The 17,303-nt window shown below is 71.4% G+C and carries 15 protein-coding genes; 10 read left to right on the plus strand and 5 right to left on the minus strand.

Annotated features, from left to right (window positions below):
* Positions 1-31: 31 nt before the first annotated feature.
* Positions 32-1,666, minus strand: coding sequence for a molybdopterin-dependent oxidoreductase (locus Q9R26_RS16975; protein ID WP_311227979.1), 1,635 nt, complete (start codon positions 1,664-1,666; stop codon positions 32-34).
* 109 nt (positions 1,667-1,775) lie between these two features.
* On the opposite strand from Q9R26_RS16975, the gene Q9R26_RS16980 reads away from it, so the two are divergent.
* The gene (locus Q9R26_RS16980) at positions 1,776-2,513 is read left to right on the plus strand and encodes a hypothetical protein (protein WP_311227980.1); all 738 of its coding nucleotides are present in this window, start codon (positions 1,776-1,778) and stop codon (positions 2,511-2,513) included.
* 80 nt (positions 2,514-2,593) lie between these two features.
* Here the strand turns inward: Q9R26_RS16980 and gndA are convergent, their stop codons facing one another.
* A complete protein-coding gene (gene gndA / locus Q9R26_RS16985; RefSeq protein ID WP_311227981.1) occupies positions 2,594-4,051 on the minus strand; it encodes an NADP-dependent phosphogluconate dehydrogenase in 1,458 nt (485 codons plus the stop codon).
* A gap of 112 nt (positions 4,052-4,163) precedes the next feature.
* Between gndA and Q9R26_RS16990 the strand changes: the two genes are divergently transcribed.
* The gene (locus tag Q9R26_RS16990) at positions 4,164-4,703 is read left to right on the plus strand and encodes a gluconokinase (protein ID WP_311227982.1); all 540 of its coding nucleotides are present in this window, start codon (positions 4,164-4,166) and stop codon (positions 4,701-4,703) included.
* 120 nt (positions 4,704-4,823) lie between these two features.
* Here Q9R26_RS16990 and Q9R26_RS16995 read toward each other — a convergent pair whose 3' ends face one another.
* The 3 genes from Q9R26_RS16995 to Q9R26_RS17005 all read right to left on the minus strand — a co-directional run bounded on the left by Q9R26_RS16995 (position 4,824) and on the right by Q9R26_RS17005 (position 8,160).
* A complete protein-coding gene (locus Q9R26_RS16995) occupies positions 4,824-5,423 on the minus strand; it encodes a class I SAM-dependent methyltransferase (RefSeq protein ID WP_311227983.1) in 600 nt (199 codons plus the stop codon).
* A 156-nt stretch (positions 5,424-5,579) separates the two neighbouring features.
* On the minus strand, positions 5,580-7,019 hold the full coding sequence (gene uxaC / locus Q9R26_RS17000) for a glucuronate isomerase (RefSeq protein ID WP_311227984.1): 1,440 nt from the start codon (positions 7,017-7,019) through the stop codon (positions 5,580-5,582).
* Between the two features lie 61 nt (positions 7,020-7,080).
* Entirely contained in the window at positions 7,081-8,160 is a 1,080-nt protein-coding gene (locus Q9R26_RS17005; protein WP_311227985.1) for a LacI family DNA-binding transcriptional regulator, read from the minus strand.
* 120 nt (positions 8,161-8,280) lie between these two features.
* Here Q9R26_RS17005 and Q9R26_RS17010 point away from each other — a divergent pair, with 120 nt between their 5' ends.
* The 8 genes from Q9R26_RS17010 to manD all read left to right on the plus strand — a co-directional run bounded on the left by Q9R26_RS17010 (position 8,281) and on the right by manD (position 17,248).
* Positions 8,281-9,636 carry an extracellular solute-binding protein gene (locus Q9R26_RS17010; protein WP_311227986.1) on the plus strand — a complete coding sequence of 452 codons (1,356 nt, stop codon included), beginning with the start codon at positions 8,281-8,283 and terminating at the stop codon, positions 9,634-9,636.
* Complete coding sequence (locus Q9R26_RS17015; protein WP_182066266.1) at positions 9,636-10,658, plus strand: carbohydrate ABC transporter permease; 1,023 nt, start codon at positions 9,636-9,638, stop codon at positions 10,656-10,658. Before Q9R26_RS17010 ends, Q9R26_RS17015 begins: the two co-directional genes overlap by 1 nt.
* On the plus strand, positions 10,655-11,614 hold the full coding sequence (locus Q9R26_RS17020; protein ID WP_206647628.1) for a carbohydrate ABC transporter permease: 960 nt from the start codon (positions 10,655-10,657) through the stop codon (positions 11,612-11,614). Before Q9R26_RS17015 ends, Q9R26_RS17020 begins: the two co-directional genes overlap by 4 nt.
* Positions 11,615-11,687: 73 nt before the next feature.
* Positions 11,688-12,527 carry a sugar phosphate isomerase/epimerase gene (locus Q9R26_RS17025; protein WP_182066267.1) on the plus strand — a complete coding sequence of 280 codons (840 nt, stop codon included), beginning with the start codon at positions 11,688-11,690 and terminating at the stop codon, positions 12,525-12,527.
* On the plus strand, positions 12,524-13,735 hold the full coding sequence (locus tag Q9R26_RS17030) for a Gfo/Idh/MocA family oxidoreductase (protein ID WP_311227987.1): 1,212 nt from the start codon (positions 12,524-12,526) through the stop codon (positions 13,733-13,735). Before Q9R26_RS17025 ends, Q9R26_RS17030 begins: the two co-directional genes overlap by 4 nt.
* Positions 13,732-14,619, plus strand: a complete 888-nt coding sequence (locus Q9R26_RS17035) for a sugar phosphate isomerase/epimerase family protein (RefSeq protein ID WP_311227988.1) — start codon at positions 13,732-13,734, stop codon at positions 14,617-14,619. The genes Q9R26_RS17030 and Q9R26_RS17035 overlap by 4 nt, the downstream gene beginning before the upstream one ends.
* Complete coding sequence (locus Q9R26_RS17040) at positions 14,616-15,899, plus strand: mannitol dehydrogenase family protein (protein WP_311227989.1); 1,284 nt, start codon at positions 14,616-14,618, stop codon at positions 15,897-15,899. Before Q9R26_RS17035 ends, Q9R26_RS17040 begins: the two co-directional genes overlap by 4 nt.
* Complete coding sequence (manD, locus tag Q9R26_RS17045; protein ID WP_259362876.1) at positions 15,896-17,248, plus strand: D-mannonate dehydratase ManD; 1,353 nt, start codon at positions 15,896-15,898, stop codon at positions 17,246-17,248. Before Q9R26_RS17040 ends, manD begins: the two co-directional genes overlap by 4 nt.
* The last annotated feature ends 55 nt before the right edge of the window (positions 17,249-17,303 follow it).

Raw genomic sequence — 17,303 nt, forward strand, 5'->3', positions numbered from 1 at the left:
GCGGGCGTGTCGCCGACCCGCTCCCGGACGGTCAGCGCGCGTCGACCGTCACCGTGTGCCAGCCCGTCGCACCGTTCGGCGCCGGCGGCCGGTCCACGCTCGTCTGCACCTCGCCGTCCGCACTGGTCGCACGCACCTCGATGCGGTGCGAGCCGGCGGTCGGCGTCCACCGCACCACCCACTGCCGCCAGGTGTCCGCGGAGACCGAGTCGGCGAGTTCGGCGCGCTGCCAGTCGCCGCCTCCGACGCGGACCTCGACGGCCTTCACACCTTTGTGCGGCTGCCACGCGACCCCCGCGATCGCAACCGGCTTGCCCGCGGTCACGGTCGAACCGTTCCGGGGTGTGTCGATGCGGGACTCGAGCTTGACCGGGCCACGTTCCGACCAGCCGCGCGGTGTCCAGTAGCCCTGCGCGTCGGCGAACCGGGTGACCTCGAGCTCGGTGACCCACTTCGTGGCCGAGACGTACCCGAACAGGCCCGGCACGACCATGCGTACCGGGAACCCGTGCTCGGTCGGCAGGGGCTCGCCGTTCATCCCGACCGCGAGCAGTGCCGCGGTGCCGTCGTCCTGCAGCACGTCGAGCGGGGTGCCGGCGGAGAACCCGTCGATGCTCCGTGAGAGCACCATGTCGGCGCCGCCCGTCGGACGTGCCCGGGCGAGGAGCTCCCGGATCGGGTAGCCCAGCCAACGGGCCGTACCGATGAGGTCACCACCCACCTCGTTCGACACGCAGCTCAGGGTCGCCACGTGCTCCTCGAGGGGCAGCGCGAGCAGCTCGTCCCACGTCAGCGTGATCTCGTTCTCGACCGCGCCGTGGATGCGGAGCGACCAGTCGGCCGGATCGACCTGCGGGACGCGCAGGGCCGTGTCGATCCGGTAGAAGTCGGCGTTCGGTGTGATGTAGGGGGTGATGCCGTCGACGTCGAGCGACGCACCCGAGGGGACCGCCGGTGCAGCGGTCGCCGCGGCTGGCAGCCGGACGGCCCGCCTGGCAGCAGCGGCCGCCTGCATCGCGGACGACCCCAGCCGGGAGGCGGTGCCCACCACGATCGCGAGGGTCGCCGTCGCGACCCCCCAGACCAGGAACGTGCGGCGCTCCGCCGAGGCGGGTCGCGGTGCCGCCGTCGGCACGGTCGCCGCGGCCTCCCATCGGCGCAGCCGCTGGAGCAGCAGGCGCAGGACGACCACGGCCGCCGCGATGCCGAGGACCGTCGGGGCACCGTCGAGCGTCCCGCTGCCCGAGCGGGTGCTGACGGCGAGCAGCGCCAGCACACCCCCGGCGGCGAACACGAGGGCGCCGAAGGGTGGCCGCACACGTTCGAGGACCCCGGCACCGGCACTGATCGCGATGACGATCACCGTCATGAGCACGAAGAGGGCGACCTTGTCCCCGGTGCCGAACACGGCGACCATGAAGTCCTTGGCACCCGGGGGAGCGAGGTCGATGACGGCGGACCCGACGGCGACCAGGGGGCTGCCCGCTCCGCCGAGCAGCAGCGCCCCGAACTCGGCGACACCGAGGAACGCGGCGACGGCCAGGACGCCGACGATCGCGGCGATCAGCGTCCAGCGTCGGGCCACAGGGCCGTCGGGCCTGTTCGGGCCGTCCGACGGACCCGCCGTCGATCGACCGATCGGTTCGTCCGTCGTCTCGGTGGTCACCGCCCGAGCGTAGGTCGCCCGGCCGCTCGTGGGCTGTGTGTGCGTGCTTCCCCGCGCGTTCATCGGGATCGGCCAGCAGGTGGCGCGCGGCTCGTGGGAGGATCGGACCGTGCTGCAGCGTCCGGATGGTGTCCCGCGGTCCGGTCGCGCCCGCGGTGCACGGCGGACACCGATGTCTCCGGCGCGTCGACTCGCCACCCTGCGCTGGGTCATCGTCGCCGTCTGGCTGGCCCTCCTGATCACCCGGATCGTCGTCGTCTCGACGGCGCCGGGCGTCGACCTCTCCTGGTACGGGATCGTCGAGTTCGGCGCGATCGCGCTCGGCGTCGTGGTCATCGTGGTCGCCGTCGTGCGGACCGCGACGGCACGGCGGCGGCAGGCGGACGAGGCCCTCGCGCTCGCCATCCGGCGGATCGACCCGACGGTGTGGCTCGTGCCGGCGGCGCCGACACCGGAACTCCGTGGCATCGTCGACGAAGTCCGTCCGGACACCCACCTCGGTTCGCGCGTGACCTGGGCCTTCGGCGCCACCGAGGCCTCCCTGTGGGAACTCGACGAACGGCGGGCGACGCGGCTGCTCGTGATCCGGTGGAGTCGTGTCGTGCACGTCGGATTGGAAGACGTGGCGGACGGCGTCGACGGCTCTGACGGCCCGGGGCGACCTGGCCGTTCCGGTGGTGCTCGCCGCGCGTGTGCGGTGGCGATCCACCACGTGCGGCCGGACGACACCCCCGCCGTGGCGACCTTCTTCGTCCGGACGGCCCCTGGTTCGCGTCGGCTGCTCGGGCGCGGTCCGCGGCTGGACCGGCTCGTCACCGACCTGGCACGGGAACGCATCGTCGCCTGACGCGACGGAGGGCCCCGCGGTCAGCGAGGCCCTCCTCGAGAGCCCGCACCGACCGCCGTGGTCGGCAGCGGGCGTGGCCGTCAGTGCGTGGACGGCTCCTGCTCGACCTCGCGGCGGTCGTCGTCGGACCACAGCGTGTGGAAGGTGCCGTCCTTGTCGATGCGCTGGTAGGTGTGCGCGCCGAAGAAGTCGCGCTGGCCCTGGATCAGCGACGCGGGCAGACGGTCGGACGCGAGCGAGTCGAAGTACGACAGCGCGGACGAGAAGCCCGGCGCGGGGACGCCCGACGCGGCCGCGATGCCGACGATGCGGCGCCAGGCGGCTTCGCCCTCGGCGACCGCGTTCGCGAAGTACGGGTCGACCAGCAGCGACTCGAGCTTCGGGTTCTCGGCGTACGCGTCGACGATGCGGTTCAGGAACTGGGCGCGGATGATGCAGCCGCCCCGCCAGATCTTCGCGACGTTGCCGAGGTCGATGTCCCAGCCGTACTCCTTCGCCCCGGCGATGATGAGGTCGAACCCCTGCGCGTACGCGACGACCTTCGAGGCGTACAGCGCCGCACGGACGTCGTCGGCGAAGGTGTCCGGCACCTCCGCGATCTGTGGACGGTTCTTGATCGACTGCTGCACGGCGGCACGCTGCGTCGGCTTCGACGAGATGGCGCGGGCGAACACGGCTTCGCCGATGCCCGAGACGGGGATGCCGAGGCCCACGGCGTTCTGCACGGTCCAGACGCCGGTGCCCTTCGAGCCGGCCGCGTCACGGATGACGTCGACGAGCGGCTTGCCGGTGTCTGCGTCGCGCTGCTTGAGGACCTCGCCGGTGATCTCGATCAGGTAGGACTCGAGGTCGCCCTTGTTCCACTCGTCGAAGACCTGCACCAGGTCCTCCACCGAGAGCCCGCCGACGCGACGGAGCAGGTCGTACGACTCGGCGATGAGCTGCATGTCGGCGTACTCGATGCCGTTGTGCACCATCTTGACGAAGTGCCCGGCGCCGTCGGTGCCGATGTGGGTCACGCACGGTTCACCTTCGGCGACCGCGGCGATCGACTTCAGGATCGGCCCGAGCGTCTCCCAGGCCTCCTTCGACCCACCGGGCATGATCGACGGGCCCTTGAGCGCGCCCTCTTCACCACCGGAGATGCCCGTGCCGACGAAGTTCAGCCCCTGCTCGCGCAGGTCGTGCTCACGTCGGATGGTGTCGTGGAAGTTCGCGTTGCCGCCGTCGACGATGATGTCGCCCGGTTCGAAGCGTTCGGCGAGCTGTCCGATCACGGCGTCGGTGCCCTTGCCGGCCTGCACCATGATGATGGCGGTCCGGGGCTTCGACAGCGAGGCGACGAACCCGTCGATGTCCTCGGACGCGATGAACCCGGCGTCGCCGTGCTCCTGGAGCAGCTCCTCGGTGCGGGCGTAGGTGCGGTTGTAGACCGCCACCGTGTTGCCTTCGCGCGATGCGAGGTTGCGGGCGAGGTTCGAGCCCATCACTGCGAGTCCGACGACTCCGATGTTCGCCTGACCGTTGTTGTCTGCCACGAGGGCCTCCTTTGTCCTGACGTTGGCGCCCAACCTACGACCGGTGGTCTGGGACCGCACAGGTGTTGCGGGAACTGGGGATCAGAGTGCAGCGAATCAATACTGTGGAGGGATGAGCGAGCTCGCTGTCCACCCGCCGGTCCTCGTGATGGGCGTCTCCGGCTCCGGCAAGTCCACCGTCGGCCAGGCGCTCACCGACGCCCTGGTCGCGCAGGGCGAACCGTGCGTCTTCGTCGACGCCGACGACCTGCACCCGGTCGCCAACAAGGAGAAGATGCGGCAGGGGATCCCGCTCACCGACGAGGACCGTTGGCCGTGGCTCGACGCCTGCGCGGAGCGGATCGCCGCGGTCGAATCGGACGGCTCCCGGTGCGTGATGGCGAACTCGGCGCTCAAGCGCGCCTACCGGGACCGTCTGCGCGAGTCCGCGCCGGGTCTCGTCATCGCCTTCCTCGACGGGTCGCGCGACCTCATCGCCGAACGGCAGTCCCACCGCCAGCACGAGTACATGCCGACGACGCTGCTCGACTCGCAGTTCGCGACCCTCGAGCGGCCGCAGCCCGACGAGGCTGCCGTCGCGGTGCCGATCGACGGATCGGTCGACGACACCGTGCGGGAGATCCTCGCCGCGCTCGCGGTCACCACCCACTGACGAGCGTCGACGACCTGCAAGGACACCGCGTCGTGAGCGCCTCGATGCCGTGCCGGAGATCGCTGCGGCTCTGAGCTCGATGGTCGCGGACGTCCGACCGGTCGCTTGAACGGACAGCGATCAGCGGCGCACCGCACTGATCGCCCCGTGCGGCCGGTTCCCCGGGTCCGTGCGGGTGTGGACGTCCACGACGTCGAAGCCCGCTTCGTCCAGCACCGTCACCAGGGACGCGACCGGCCAGCGGTACGCGCTGACGACCGCGTGGTCGAAGACTTCGACCGCGTCGCCCTCGAAGAACCCGAGCAGCAGCCCACCGACGGGGGTGAGCACCCGGCGGAACTCGGCGAGCGGCTCACCGATCCGCGACGGTTCGTGGTGGATCACCGAGTACCAGGCCAGGACCCCGTCGACGCTGCCGTCCGCGAGCGGGAGCGCGTCGAGCGACCCGACCCGGAACTCGACCGAGGGGCGGTGCGTCCGTCGTGCGTGCTCGACGAACTCCGGCACCGCGTCGATGCCGGTGACCCGGTGCCCCTGCCGTGCGAGGTGCGCCGTCCAGTGACCGGGGCCGCACCCGGCGTCGACGAGGGGACCGCTGCGACCGGCTGCCCAGGCGCCGACGAAGGCCCGGTCGTCGGGGTGGACGGCGTTCATCGACCCGAGCAGTGCCGCGTACTCGTCGGCCCGAGCGCTGTACGCCGCCGTCACCCGCTCCGTCATGCGCCCGACCGTACCGCCGCAGCGCCGAAGCGTGCGAGGTTCCGTGTTCCGTGCGACCCGGCAACCCTCGCACCAGGCACGGAACCTCGCACCACGCGGCAGCGCCTCGCACCACGGCAGCCACGCGGCAGCGCCTCGCACCACGGCATCCAAGCGTCAGAGCTTGAACGTCGCCCGCGGGATGTCGGACACGATGCGCCGGGCGGTGCGGACGGCGTCCTCCTCGGAGACCTGGTGCGTGACCACGAGCGACGCCAGGTACGCCGCGTCCGCCCGCCGCGCCATGTCGTGCCGCGCGGGGATGGAGCAGTACGCGCGGGTGTCGTCGATGAACCCGGAGGTCTTGGTGAACGACGCCGAGTCGGTGACGGCCGCCCGGTAGCGCCCGATGGCCGCCGGGGTGTCGATGAACCACCACGGCGCGCCCGCGTACACGGCGGGGTAGAAGCCCGCGAGCGGCCCGATCTCGCGCGAGAAGACGGTCTCGTCGACGGTGAACAGCACGAGGTGGAAGCCCGGAGCGGTGCCGAAGGACTCGAGCAGCGGCCGGAGCGGCTCGGTGAAGGACCCGACGGCCGGCAGGTCGTGCCCGGTGTCCGGCCCGAAGCGCTCGAGCGTCGGGGTGTGGTGGTTCCGGATCACCCCGGGGTGCAGCTGCATGACGAGGCCGTCCTCGACACTCATCTCTGCCCAGCGGTAGAGCATGTCGTGCCGGTACGCCGCCGCCTCGGCCTCGGTGACCGACGACGCGTCGCGCAGCGCCGCCGCGTGGATGCGTTCCCGCTCGTTCGAGGGCAGGGGAGCGGAGCCCGCGTCGAGCACCCCGGTGTCCGTGGCGGTCGCGCCGTGCTCGATGAAGTGGTGGCGACGTGCGCGGAGCGCCGCCAACAGCCCTGCGTGGGTGCCCGTGTCGATGCCGGCCGCCTCGCCGATCGACGCGACCACGGGCCTCCAGTCCGACCGCGTCGGGTCGAACACGGCGTCCGCGCGGAAGGTGGGGAGCACGCGGCCGGTGAAGCCGGGGTCCGCCGCGAGCTGCGCGTGCGCAGCGAGGTCGTCCGCCGGGCCGTCCGTGGTGGCGAGGACCTCGATGCCGAAGGCGTCGAAGAGCGCGCGTGGCCGGAAGGCGGGGGCGGCCAGCAGGCCGGCGATGTGGTCGTACTGGTCGTCCGCGTTCGCGGCGGACGGCGCCTGGTCGAGCCCGAACACGTCGTGCAGCTCCGTCTCGAACCAGTAGCGCACGGGGGTTCCGAGGAAGTCGTCCCAGTGCTCCGCCAGCTGCCGCCAGACGGCGCGGCCTGGAGGAACGGGGGTGGTTCCCGACAGGTCCGCGCGTCCCAGCGCGGCCAGGTCCACCCCGTTTGCGTGCAGCAGGCGGAGCACGTAGTGGTCGGGCGTGATGAGCAGCGCCGCGGGGTCGCTGAACGGCTGGTCCGAGGCGATCAGCGCCGCGTCGACGTGCCCGTGCGGCGAGATGATCGGGGCGTCCTTGACCGCCTCGTACACGGTGCGTGCCACGGCTCGCGCTCCGGGGTCGGCGGGGAGCAGCCGGTCGGGGTGCGGTGCGAGCCGGGTGGGGGTGCTGGTGCGGGTCATCATCGACTCCTTCGGGGGCGGCGAGTTCGGGTCTGCGAGAGCGGGGGCTGCTCGTGCGGGATCAGCCGGTGCCGGTGCCGGCGCGGGCCGCCGGCCCGGTCGACTCCCGCACGGTCAGGTGGGTGGGCAGGGCGACGGCGCCGGACATGTGCTCCCCGGGCAGTTCGTCGGCGGGCAGGGCACCGAGCCGTCCGAGCAGCATCCGGATCGCCACCCGGCCGGCCCGTTCGATCGGCGAGGTCATCGTGGTGAGCGGCGGGTTGCAGAAGTCGGCGCCGAAGATGTCGTCGCAACCGACGATGCTCATGTCCTCGGGGACGCGGACCCCGCGCTCCCGCAGCCGGGCGAGCATCCCGATGGCGATCAGGTCGTTGAAGGCGATGCACGCGGTCGCACCGGCGTGGACGGCGGCGTCGGCGGCCGCGGCGCCGGAGTCGACGAAGGGGGCGTGCGGCCCGACCCGGGCGACGCGGATCCCCAGGCGCTTGGCGACCTGCACGAGCGCGCGCCACCGACGCTCGTTCGACCACGAGCTGTCCGGCCCGGCGACGTACAGGATCTCCCGGTGTCCGAGCGACACCAGGTGCTGCACCGCCTGCTCCACTCCGCCGGGGGTGTCGATGAGCACCGACGGCACGCCGGTGGGCCGACGGTTCACCACGACGAGGGGGATCCGCTCGGCGAACCGCGCGATCTGCGCGTCCGACAGTCGTGACGCCGTGAGCACGACCCCGTCGGCCTTCGCCCCCACGGCGGTGAGCGCGGCCATCTCGGCGTCGGCGGACTCCTCGGTGTCGACGAGCAGCTGCGTCCAACCGGCTCCGGCGAGCTGGTGCTGGGTGCCGCGGATGACGTCGAAGTAGAACGGGTTCGTGATGTCGGACACGAGCACTGCGACGGCGCGGGTACGGCCCGAGGTCAGTGCCCGGGCCTGCGAGTTGGCGACGTAGCCGAGCTCGCGGGCCGCCCGCTGGATGCGCTCCTGGGTGACGGCGTTGACCCGGTCGGGCAGGGACAGGGCGCGGGAGACGGTGGACGCAGCGACCCCGGTGGCGTCGGCGATGTCGCGGATGGTGACGCGACGCGCAGCGCCCGTGGCACCGCCCGTGCGCCCGCCGCCGTCCGTCGAGAGGTCCTTCACGAGGCCGAACGTATTCGCGTCTGGCAACAAGTGGCAACCGGTTGCCGCATGTTGCCAACGGCGGAACAGTGGTGCCACCGAGCAGCGCCGCTCGGAGGAGGTCTCGAGGAGGAAACCCCCGTGAAGACGCGAAGACTGCAAGTCCGCACCCTCGTCGGTGCCGTCGCCGTGGTCGCCCTCGCCGCACTGTCCCTGCAGGGATGTGCCGTGGTGAACGGCAGCGGCGACGACCCGAACACCCTCCGCGTGATGATGGGCGCGGACACCACCTACCCTGAGGAACGCAAGCAGTGGCAGCGGGAGACCGCCGCCGAGTTCGAGCGCACGACCGGTGCCGACATCCAGTGGGAGACCTACTCGTCCGCGCAGGAGGAGTTGACCGCGATCCAGACGAGTGTCATCTCCGGGCAGGGCCCCGACGTCTACGCGATCGGCACCACCTTCACCCCGACCGCGTACGCCACCGGGGCCTTCGTCGAGATGGGCACGAAGGAGTGGGACGCGATCGGCGGCAAGGACCAGTTCGACCCCGCGTCGTTCGGCATCTCCGGTCCGAGTCCGTCGAAGCAGATCGGGATCCCGTTCGCCAGCCGTCCGTTCGTGATGGCGGTGAACAAGGACCTGCTCGCCGAGGCGGGGATCACCGACATGCCCACGACGTGGGACGAGCTCACCGCCGACGCGAAGGCCACCACGGGTGACGGACACCACGGCATGGCGATCGCCTACGCCGACGGCTTCGACCCCTGGAAGTTCGTCTGGGGGATGGCCCAGAACGCCGGCAACACGATCGTCGACGGCTCGAAGGCCGAGATCGACAGCGAGGCCGTCGAGAACGCCTACCGCACCTACTTCGACTGGGTGACGAAGGACGGTGTCGTCGACCCGGCCGCGATCGGCTGGAACAACGCCCAGGCCCTCGCGCAGTTCACCGAGGGCAAGGCGGCGTTCTTCCCGATGACGACCACCACCGCCATCAACTCGTTCCAGGACACCAAGGTCGACGGCAAGTACGAGTTCGCACTGCTGCCCACCGTCCCGCCGGGGGCGTCCGAGCGGCCGTCCGACGGCATCGAGGCCGCCAGCATCCTGTCCGGCGACAACTGGGTCGTCGCCGACTACGGCACCAAGCAGGAGCTGTCGTTCGCGTTCGTCAAGCAGCTCAGCGCCCCGAAGGCCCAGCTCGAGTACTACGACCTGTTCGGCAACCTGCCGACGAACGCCTCGGCTGCCGCCGACCTGGCGGCCGACAACCCGCAGCTCAAACCGATCATCGACGCCGGCCGCCTGTCCAAGCCGACCGCGTTCACCGGCGCCTGGTCCGACATCCAGCTCGCCCTGGTCGACGTCGTCGTGCAGTCGATCCCGTCGCTGAAGTCCGGCGAGGTCACCGACGACCAGCTCCGCAAGCGACTGCAGGACGCCCAGCAGGACGCCCAGGCCACCCTCGACCGTCAGAAGAACGGAGGTCTGTGATGACCAGCACGCAGACCAGGCCCCGCACCGACGCGGCGCCGCCCCGGCCCGTCCGCCCGGTCGGCGGGACGCCCCTCTACAAACGCGAGCGTCCGCTCTGGATGCTCATCCCCGGCGGGGTCCTCATGCTCGCCGTCATCGTGGTGCCGCTCCTGGTGGGCTTCTGGATCGCGATGCTCGACCTCGACCAGTACACGCTCCGCCAGTGGTTCAGCGCCCCGTTCGTCGGGTTCGCGAACTTCACCGAGGCCTTCACGAACTCGCCCCTGCTCCACTCGATCTGGATCTCGGTGTCGCTGTCGGTGCTGGTCACCGCGGTCACCGTGCCGATCGGGGTCGCTGCGGCGATCTCCACGCAGAACCGGTTCCCGGGGCGCGGCCTCGTCCGGTCGATCTACCTGATCCCCTACGTGCTGCCCGCGTTCGTCGTCGGCACCTTCTTCCGCACGATGCTCCAGCCGCAGGGCGTCGTGAACTCGATCCTGCACACCGACGTGCTGTGGCTGAACGGCTCGGCGTCGTACTGGGCGCTCGCCGGCGTGATGATCTGGACGAGCTGGCCGTTCGTCTACCTGCTGTCCCTTGCCGGGCTGCAGGCCGTGGACAACGAGGTGCACGAGGCCGCCGCGCTCGACGGGGTGACCTGGTGGGCGAAGCTCCGCTACATCATCTTCCCGTACCTGCGCGGACCCCTCAGCCTCGCCGTGATCATCGCGATCCTGCACAACATCAACAACTTCACGCTGCCGTTCGTGCTGTTCGGCATCCCGCTGCCGTCCAGCGTCGAGGTGATGCCCGTCCTGACGTACATCGCGAGCTTCCAGTCGTTCCGCTTCGGTCTGTCCGCAGCGATGGCGATCTGCTCGCTCGTGATCGTCGCGATCCCGCTGTTCGTCTACCTGCGAGCCGTCAAGCTCGACACCGGTGACGACGCCGGGCCCAGCCGGAAGCAGCGTCGCGCCGACCGCGCCACGCTCGCAGCCGCCCCGACCGCCGCCGACATCGACGGAGCACGCGCATGACCACCCCGAGCACGTCCTTCAGCACCCGAACCCGCCCCACCGCGACGCTCACCGAGAGCATCACGACCGGCAGCGGCGGGCGACGGAGCAAGCGCCCCTACGACACCGACGTCACCCGGCTGCTGCCGCGCTGGCTGCTCGTCACCGTCATCGCGGTGATCATCGCCTTCATCGCCGTCCCGGTGCTCTACATCCTGTTCGGCTCGGTCAACTCCGACGTCGCGGTCGCCCGCGGCGAGTACTTCCCGTCCGAGTTCACCCTGTCGAACTACGTCGAGATCTGGTCCACCGTCGCCCTCGGCGAGGGACTGGTGAACTCGATGCTCACCGCCGGTGCCGTCGCCGTCGCGAGTGCCGCGCTCGCCGTGTCGACGGCCTACGTGCTCGTCCGGTTCCGGTTCCTCGGGCGGCTGACCATCCTGCGTGGGCTCCTCGCCCTGCAGTCGATCCCCGGCACGCTCCTGCTCCTGCCGGTCTTCGTGGTGTTCTCGAACATCGCCAGCGCCACCGGCGTGCAGATCATCGGCACCCGGTGGGGACTGTTCGTCACCTACCTGACCTTCGCCCTGCCGTTCTCCACGTGGGTCATGGTCACGTACCTGCGCGGCCTGCCGAAGGAACTCGAGGAAGCGGCCCGCATCGACGGCGCCAGCTCGACGAAGATCCTGACGAAGATCGTGCTCCCGCTGTCGTGGCCCGGCATCGTCGTGTCCGCGATCTTCGCCTTCCTGCTCGGCTGGAACGACGTCCTGTTCTCCACGATCATGACGACCCCGAACACCCGGACGGTCGCCGTCGTCCTGCAGGTGCTCGGCACCACCCAAGAGGGCGGCGCCGTCCCGATCTACGGCCAGATGATGGCCGCCTCGATCGTCTGCGCCGTCCCCGTCGTCGCCCTGTACCTGATCTTCCAGCGCTACCTGGTCGGCGGGCTCACCGCCGGCTCCGTCAAGTAGGCCGCAACCCAGAACCGGACCGGAGGCCCGTGGCGGCCCCGCCACGCGCCTCCCGTCCGAACGAAAGGACACCATGACCGACCAGCCCAGTTGGGAACTCTCCGGCTTCGGCGACGAGATCGACGCCGACCCCGTCGTCCAGGTCGCGGTCCTGCAGGCGCTCGGCGCGAGCGCCATCGAGGTCCGCAGCGCCTGGGGCGTGAACGTCGTCGACCTCGACGAGGACCAGCTCGCCGGACTCCACCGCCTGCTCGAGGAGCGCGGACAGACCGTGTCCGCGATCGCCTCGCCGATCGGCAAGGTGCCCGTCGACGAACCCGTCGAGCACGAGGTGTCCCGACTCGCCCGTGCGATCCGTGCCGCGCACGCCCTCGGCACGACGAACATCCGGATCTTCTCGTTCTACTTCGAAGGCCGGCAGCCGGAGGACGTCCGCGACGACGTCCTCGTCCGGATGCGCGCCCTGGCCGACCTCGCCGCACGCGAGGGCGTGACCCTGCTGCACGAGAACGAGAAGGACATCTACGGCGACGTCCCCGCGCGGGTGCTCGACATCGTCGAGAGCGTCGGGTCCCCGGCGCTCCGACTGGCCTGGGACAACGCGAACTACGTGCAGTGCGGCGTCAAGCCGTTCACCGACGGGTGGGCGCAGCTCGCCCCGTACGTCGACTACCTGCAGGTCAAGGACGCACTGGCCGCCGACTCGTCGGTGGTGCCCGCGGGCGAGGGCGACGGCGAACTGCTCCAGACCCTCAGCGCGCTGCGCGACGCCGGGTACTCCGGGTACGCCTCGCTCGAGCCGCACCTCAGCGACTTCACCTCCCTCGGCGGGTTCTCCGGCCCCGCGGCCTTCGGTCGTGCCGGACGGGCCTTCCGCACCCTCACCGACCAGATCGGAGTCACCCTGCGATGACCGACCCCACCAACCCGCTCCGCCTGGCCGTCGTCGGCACCGGCGTCATCGGACGCCACCACGCCACCGTCGCCGTCCGCCACCCCGACCTGCAGGTCGTCGCCCTCGTCGACGCCGTGCCCGAAGCCGCCACGAGCGCCGCGGACGCGGTCCAGGAGCTGGGTGCCGCCCGCCCGATCACGACGTCCACCATCGAGGAGGCGATCGAACAGACCGACATCGACGTCGTCGCGATCTGCTCGCCGTCCGGCATGCACGTGCAGCTCGCCGAGGCCGCCCTGGCCGCCGGCAAGCACGTCGTCATCGAGAAGCCGCTCGACACCACGATGCCCCGTGCACGGCAGATCGCGGCGCTCGCCGCAGCCGCTCGTGACCGCGGGCTCGTCACGAGCGTCATCAGCCAGCACCGCTTCGACCCGGCGTCGGCAGCCGTCGCCCGGGCCGCGCACGACGGCGGGTTCGGCACCGTGACCTCGGGGCTCGCGAGCGTCGCGTGGTACCGGTCGCAGGGGTACTACGACTCCGGCGACTGGCGCGGCACCTGGGCCCTCGACGGCGGCGGGGCGGTGATGAACCAGGGCGTCCACACCGTCGACCTGCTCGTCTGGGCACTCGGTCGCCCGGTCGAGATCTCGGCGCAGACCGGGCTGCTCGCGCACGACCGCATCGAGGTCGAGGACACCGCCGTCGCCACCGTCCGGTTCGCCGGCGGCGCGCTCGGCGTCGTCCACTGCACGACCGCCGCGTACCCGGGGCTGTCCGCGCGCTACGCCGTGTACGGCACGCACGGCTCCGCCATCGTCGACGACGACCGGCTCGCGTACTTCCACATCGCCCCGGACACCGCCACGCTCGAGTCCGCCGCGACCACGTCGAACGCCACCGCGGTCGCCGGAGCCGTCGACCAGAAGGACGACGTCGTCCCGCCCGAGCACGTCGTCGGCGGCCCCGCTGAGCCCGACCACTTCGCCGCGGGGCACGCTCGGCAGTACACGGACATCGTCGACGCGATCCGGCACGGACGCGAACCGGGTGTCACCGTCGACGCAGCCCTGGTGTCGCTCGCCACCGTCCGCGGGCTCTACGTCAGCGCGACGCTCGGACGACCCGTGCGCATCGACGACGTGATCGAGGGGACGTACGACGACGTGGTGCCGGTCGTCGGCACACCCGCAACCGCCCCCACGACCGAAGGAGCCACCCGATGAAGTTCTCCGTGTTCACCGCCTCGACCCCCGACTGGACCCCGTCCGAAGCCGCCGAGACCCTGGCCGCACAGGGCTGGGACGGCATCGAGTGGCGCATCGTCGACGACCGCCCGGCCGACGGCACCGAGGTCTCCGCCGAGCGGTCGTTCTGGGCGGGTAACAACTCGACGTGGCAGTACACCGGCATCCGCGACCGGGTCGGCGAGATCGCCCGGGTCACCGACGCCGCCGGGCTCGAGTACTCGGGCATCGGCGGCTACCAGCCGGCCGCCGACCACGACGGCGTCGAGACGATGCTGCGCGTGACCAGCGAACTGGGTGCCCGGCAGGTCCGCGTCACGATGCCGAACTACCGCGCCGAGACGGAACGCACCGGCGAGACCTACCCGCAGCTCGTCGACCGTACCCGCGCCGACCTCGAGTGGGTCGCGTCGCGTGCGTCGGAGCTCGGCGTGAAGGCACTCGTCGAGCTGCACCACATGACGATCACGCCGTCGGCCTCCGCGGCACTGCGACTGATCGACGGTCTCGACCCCGCACACGTCGGCGTCATCCACGACCTCGGCAACCTCGTGATCGAGGGGTACGAGGACCACCTCGCCGCGTTCGAACTGCTCGGGCCGTACCTGGCTCACGCCCACGTGAAGAACGCCCGCTGGGTCGACACCGGCGACACCCGTGCCGACGGCAGCTCGATCTGGCAGCACGAGTGGGCACCCCTGCGCGCCGGCCAGGCGTCGGTGTCCGAGTACCTCGACGCGCTCCGCCAGGTGGGCTACGACGGGTGGGTCACGATCGAGGACTTCTCCACCGACCTGCCGCTCGGGGCCCGCACCGCCGACAACCTCGCGTACCTCCGCTCCCTCGTGCCGGTGACGGCATGACGGAGCGCCGTCCGGGCATCGTCCACGTCGGGGTGGGCGCGTTCGCGCGCGCCCACCTCGCCTGGTACACCGCCCACACCACGGGGGAGCCGTGGGGCATCACCGCCTTCACCGGCCGCTCGCCCGCGGCAGCGGACGCGTTGGCCGCGCAGGACTGCCGGTACACGCTGGTCACCCGAGCCGCGTCCGGCGACGACGCCGAGGTGCTCGACACGATCGTGGCCGCCCACCCGGGCAGCGACGTCGCGGCCTGGAGGCACGTGGTCGCGTCGCCGGCGACGACCATCGTCACGCTGACGGTCACCGAGCAGGGCTACCGGGCCGGTTCCGACGTCCCCGCTCGGTTGGTCGCGGGGCTCGACGCCCGCCGTGCCGCCGGCTCCGGGCGCATCGCCCTGGTCAGTCTCGACAACCTGACGCACAACGGGGTGGTCCTGCGCGGTGCCGTGCTCGACGCCGTCACCGACGACGACCTGCGCGACTGGATCGAGGCGAACGTCGCGTTCCCGAGTTCGATGGTCGACCGGATCACCCCGGCCACCACCGACACCGACCTTGCGGACCTGTCGGAACTGCCGGGTGCGCTCGCCGGAGACCGGGTCCCCGTCGTCACCGAGCCGTTCGCGGAGTGGGTGCTCGAGGACGCCTTCGACGGGATCGACCGCCCGGCGTGGGAGACCGCCGGGGTGCGCGTCGTCGACGACGTCACCCCGTACGAGCAGCGGAAGCTCTGGCTGCTGAACGGCTCGCACTCGCTCCTCGCCTACCTGGGGCTGCAGCTCGGCCACGACACCGTGGCCTCGGCGATGGAGGACCCGGTCTGCCGCACCGCCGTCGAGCAGCTCTGGGACGAAGCCGCACTCGAGCTCCCGCTGCCCGAGGCCGAGGTCACCGACGCCCGCGCGGCCCTGGTCGAGCGGTTCGCCAACCCGCGCATCCGGCACACCCTGCGGCAGATCGCGTCCGGCGGCTCGCAGAAGCTGCCCGTCCGTGTCGTCGACGTCGTGCGCCACCGGCTCGCCCGTGACCCCTCGGTCGGCATCGGCACCGGAGCGGCCACCGCCCTCGCCGCGTGGTGGTTGCACGTCTCCCAGCAACCCGACCTGGTGGACGACCCCGGTGCCCCCGGGCCAGACTCGGACGTGCACGACGTCCTGGCTGTCGTCGCGCCCGAGCTCGACACCACCCCCGTGGTCGTCGCCGTGACGGCGGCGGCCGACCGCATCCGCACCGCCGCGGCACGCGCCCGCGAACGCTCCAACGGAGGAGTCCACGCATGACCGACACGAACACCACCAACCCTGCGGCCCCGGTCCCCGGCGCCACCGACAGCGGGCCGGCCGAGACCACCGCTGGCCGTCCGGACACCTGGGCCTCGGCGGACCGCGGCCAGCTGATCGAGCGGGCCGAGGTCATCGTGACCAGCCCGAACCGGAACTTCGTGACGCTCAAGCTCACCACGGCCGACGGCGTGACCGGACTCGGCGACGCCACCCTGAACGGCCGTGAGCTCGCGGTCTCCGCCTACCTGTCCGAGCACGTCGTCCCGCTGCTCGTCGGCCGTGACGCCAGCCGCATCGAGGACGCCTGGCAGTTCCTGTACCGGTCGTCGTACTGGCGCCGTGGTCCGGTCACGATGGCCGCGATCGCCGCCGTCGACATGGCCCTCTGGGACATCAAGGCGAAGGTCGCCGGCATGCCGCTCTACCAGCTGCTCGGCGGGGCGTCGCGCACCGGGCTCATGGCGTACGGCCACGCCTCGGGCAAGGAGCTGCCCGAGCTGTTCGACTCCATCCGCGAACACCAGGAAGAGGGCTACCGCTCGATCCGGGTGCAGACCGGCGTCCCCGGCCTCGAGTCCATCTACGGCATCGCGTCGAACAGGACCACCGAGGGCAACGCCGGCGTCCGCTACGACTTCGAGCCCGCGCAGCGCGGTGCCCACCCGGCGATGGAGGACTGGGACACCCGCGCCTACCTGCGCCACGTCCCCACCGTGTTCGAGGCCGTCCGCAACGAGTTCGGTCCCGAACTGCCGCTGCTGCACGACGGGCACCACCGGATGACCCCGCTGCAGGCCGCCAAGCTCGGCAAGTCGCTCGAGCCGTACGACCTGTTCTGGCTCGAGGACTGCACCCCCGCCGAGAACCAGGAGGCCCTGAAGCTCGTCCGGCAGCACACCACGACGCCGCTGGCGATCGGCGAGGTCTTCAACACCATCTGGGACTTCAAGGACATCATCCGCGACCAGCTCATCGACTACGTCCGCGGAGCCGTCACGCACATGGGCGGCGTCACCCCGCTCAAGAAGACGATGGAGTACGCGGCGCTGTACCAGGTCAGGTCCGGCTTCCACGGGCCGACCGACATCTCCCCGGTGGGACTCGCCGCGCAGATGCACCTCGGGCTCGCGATCCACAACTTCGGCATCCAGGAGTACATGCAGCACGGGCCGCAGACCAACCAGGTGTTCCACCAGACGTTCACGTTCACCGACGGCTACCTGCACCCGGGCGACGAGCCGGGCCTCGGGGTCAGCCTCGACGTCGACGAGGCCGGCAAGTACCCCTACGAGCAGGCGTACCTGCCGTTCAACCGCCTGGCCGACGGCACCGTCCACGACTGGTAGTCCTCGACGCTGTGGCGGGCGCGGTGTTGAACGGGCGCGGTGTTGAACGGGCGCG

The organism is Curtobacterium sp. BRB10, assembly GCF_031844325.1.
In the GTDB taxonomy this organism is placed as follows: Bacteria; Actinomycetota; Actinomycetes; order Actinomycetales; family Microbacteriaceae; genus Curtobacterium; species Curtobacterium poinsettiae_A.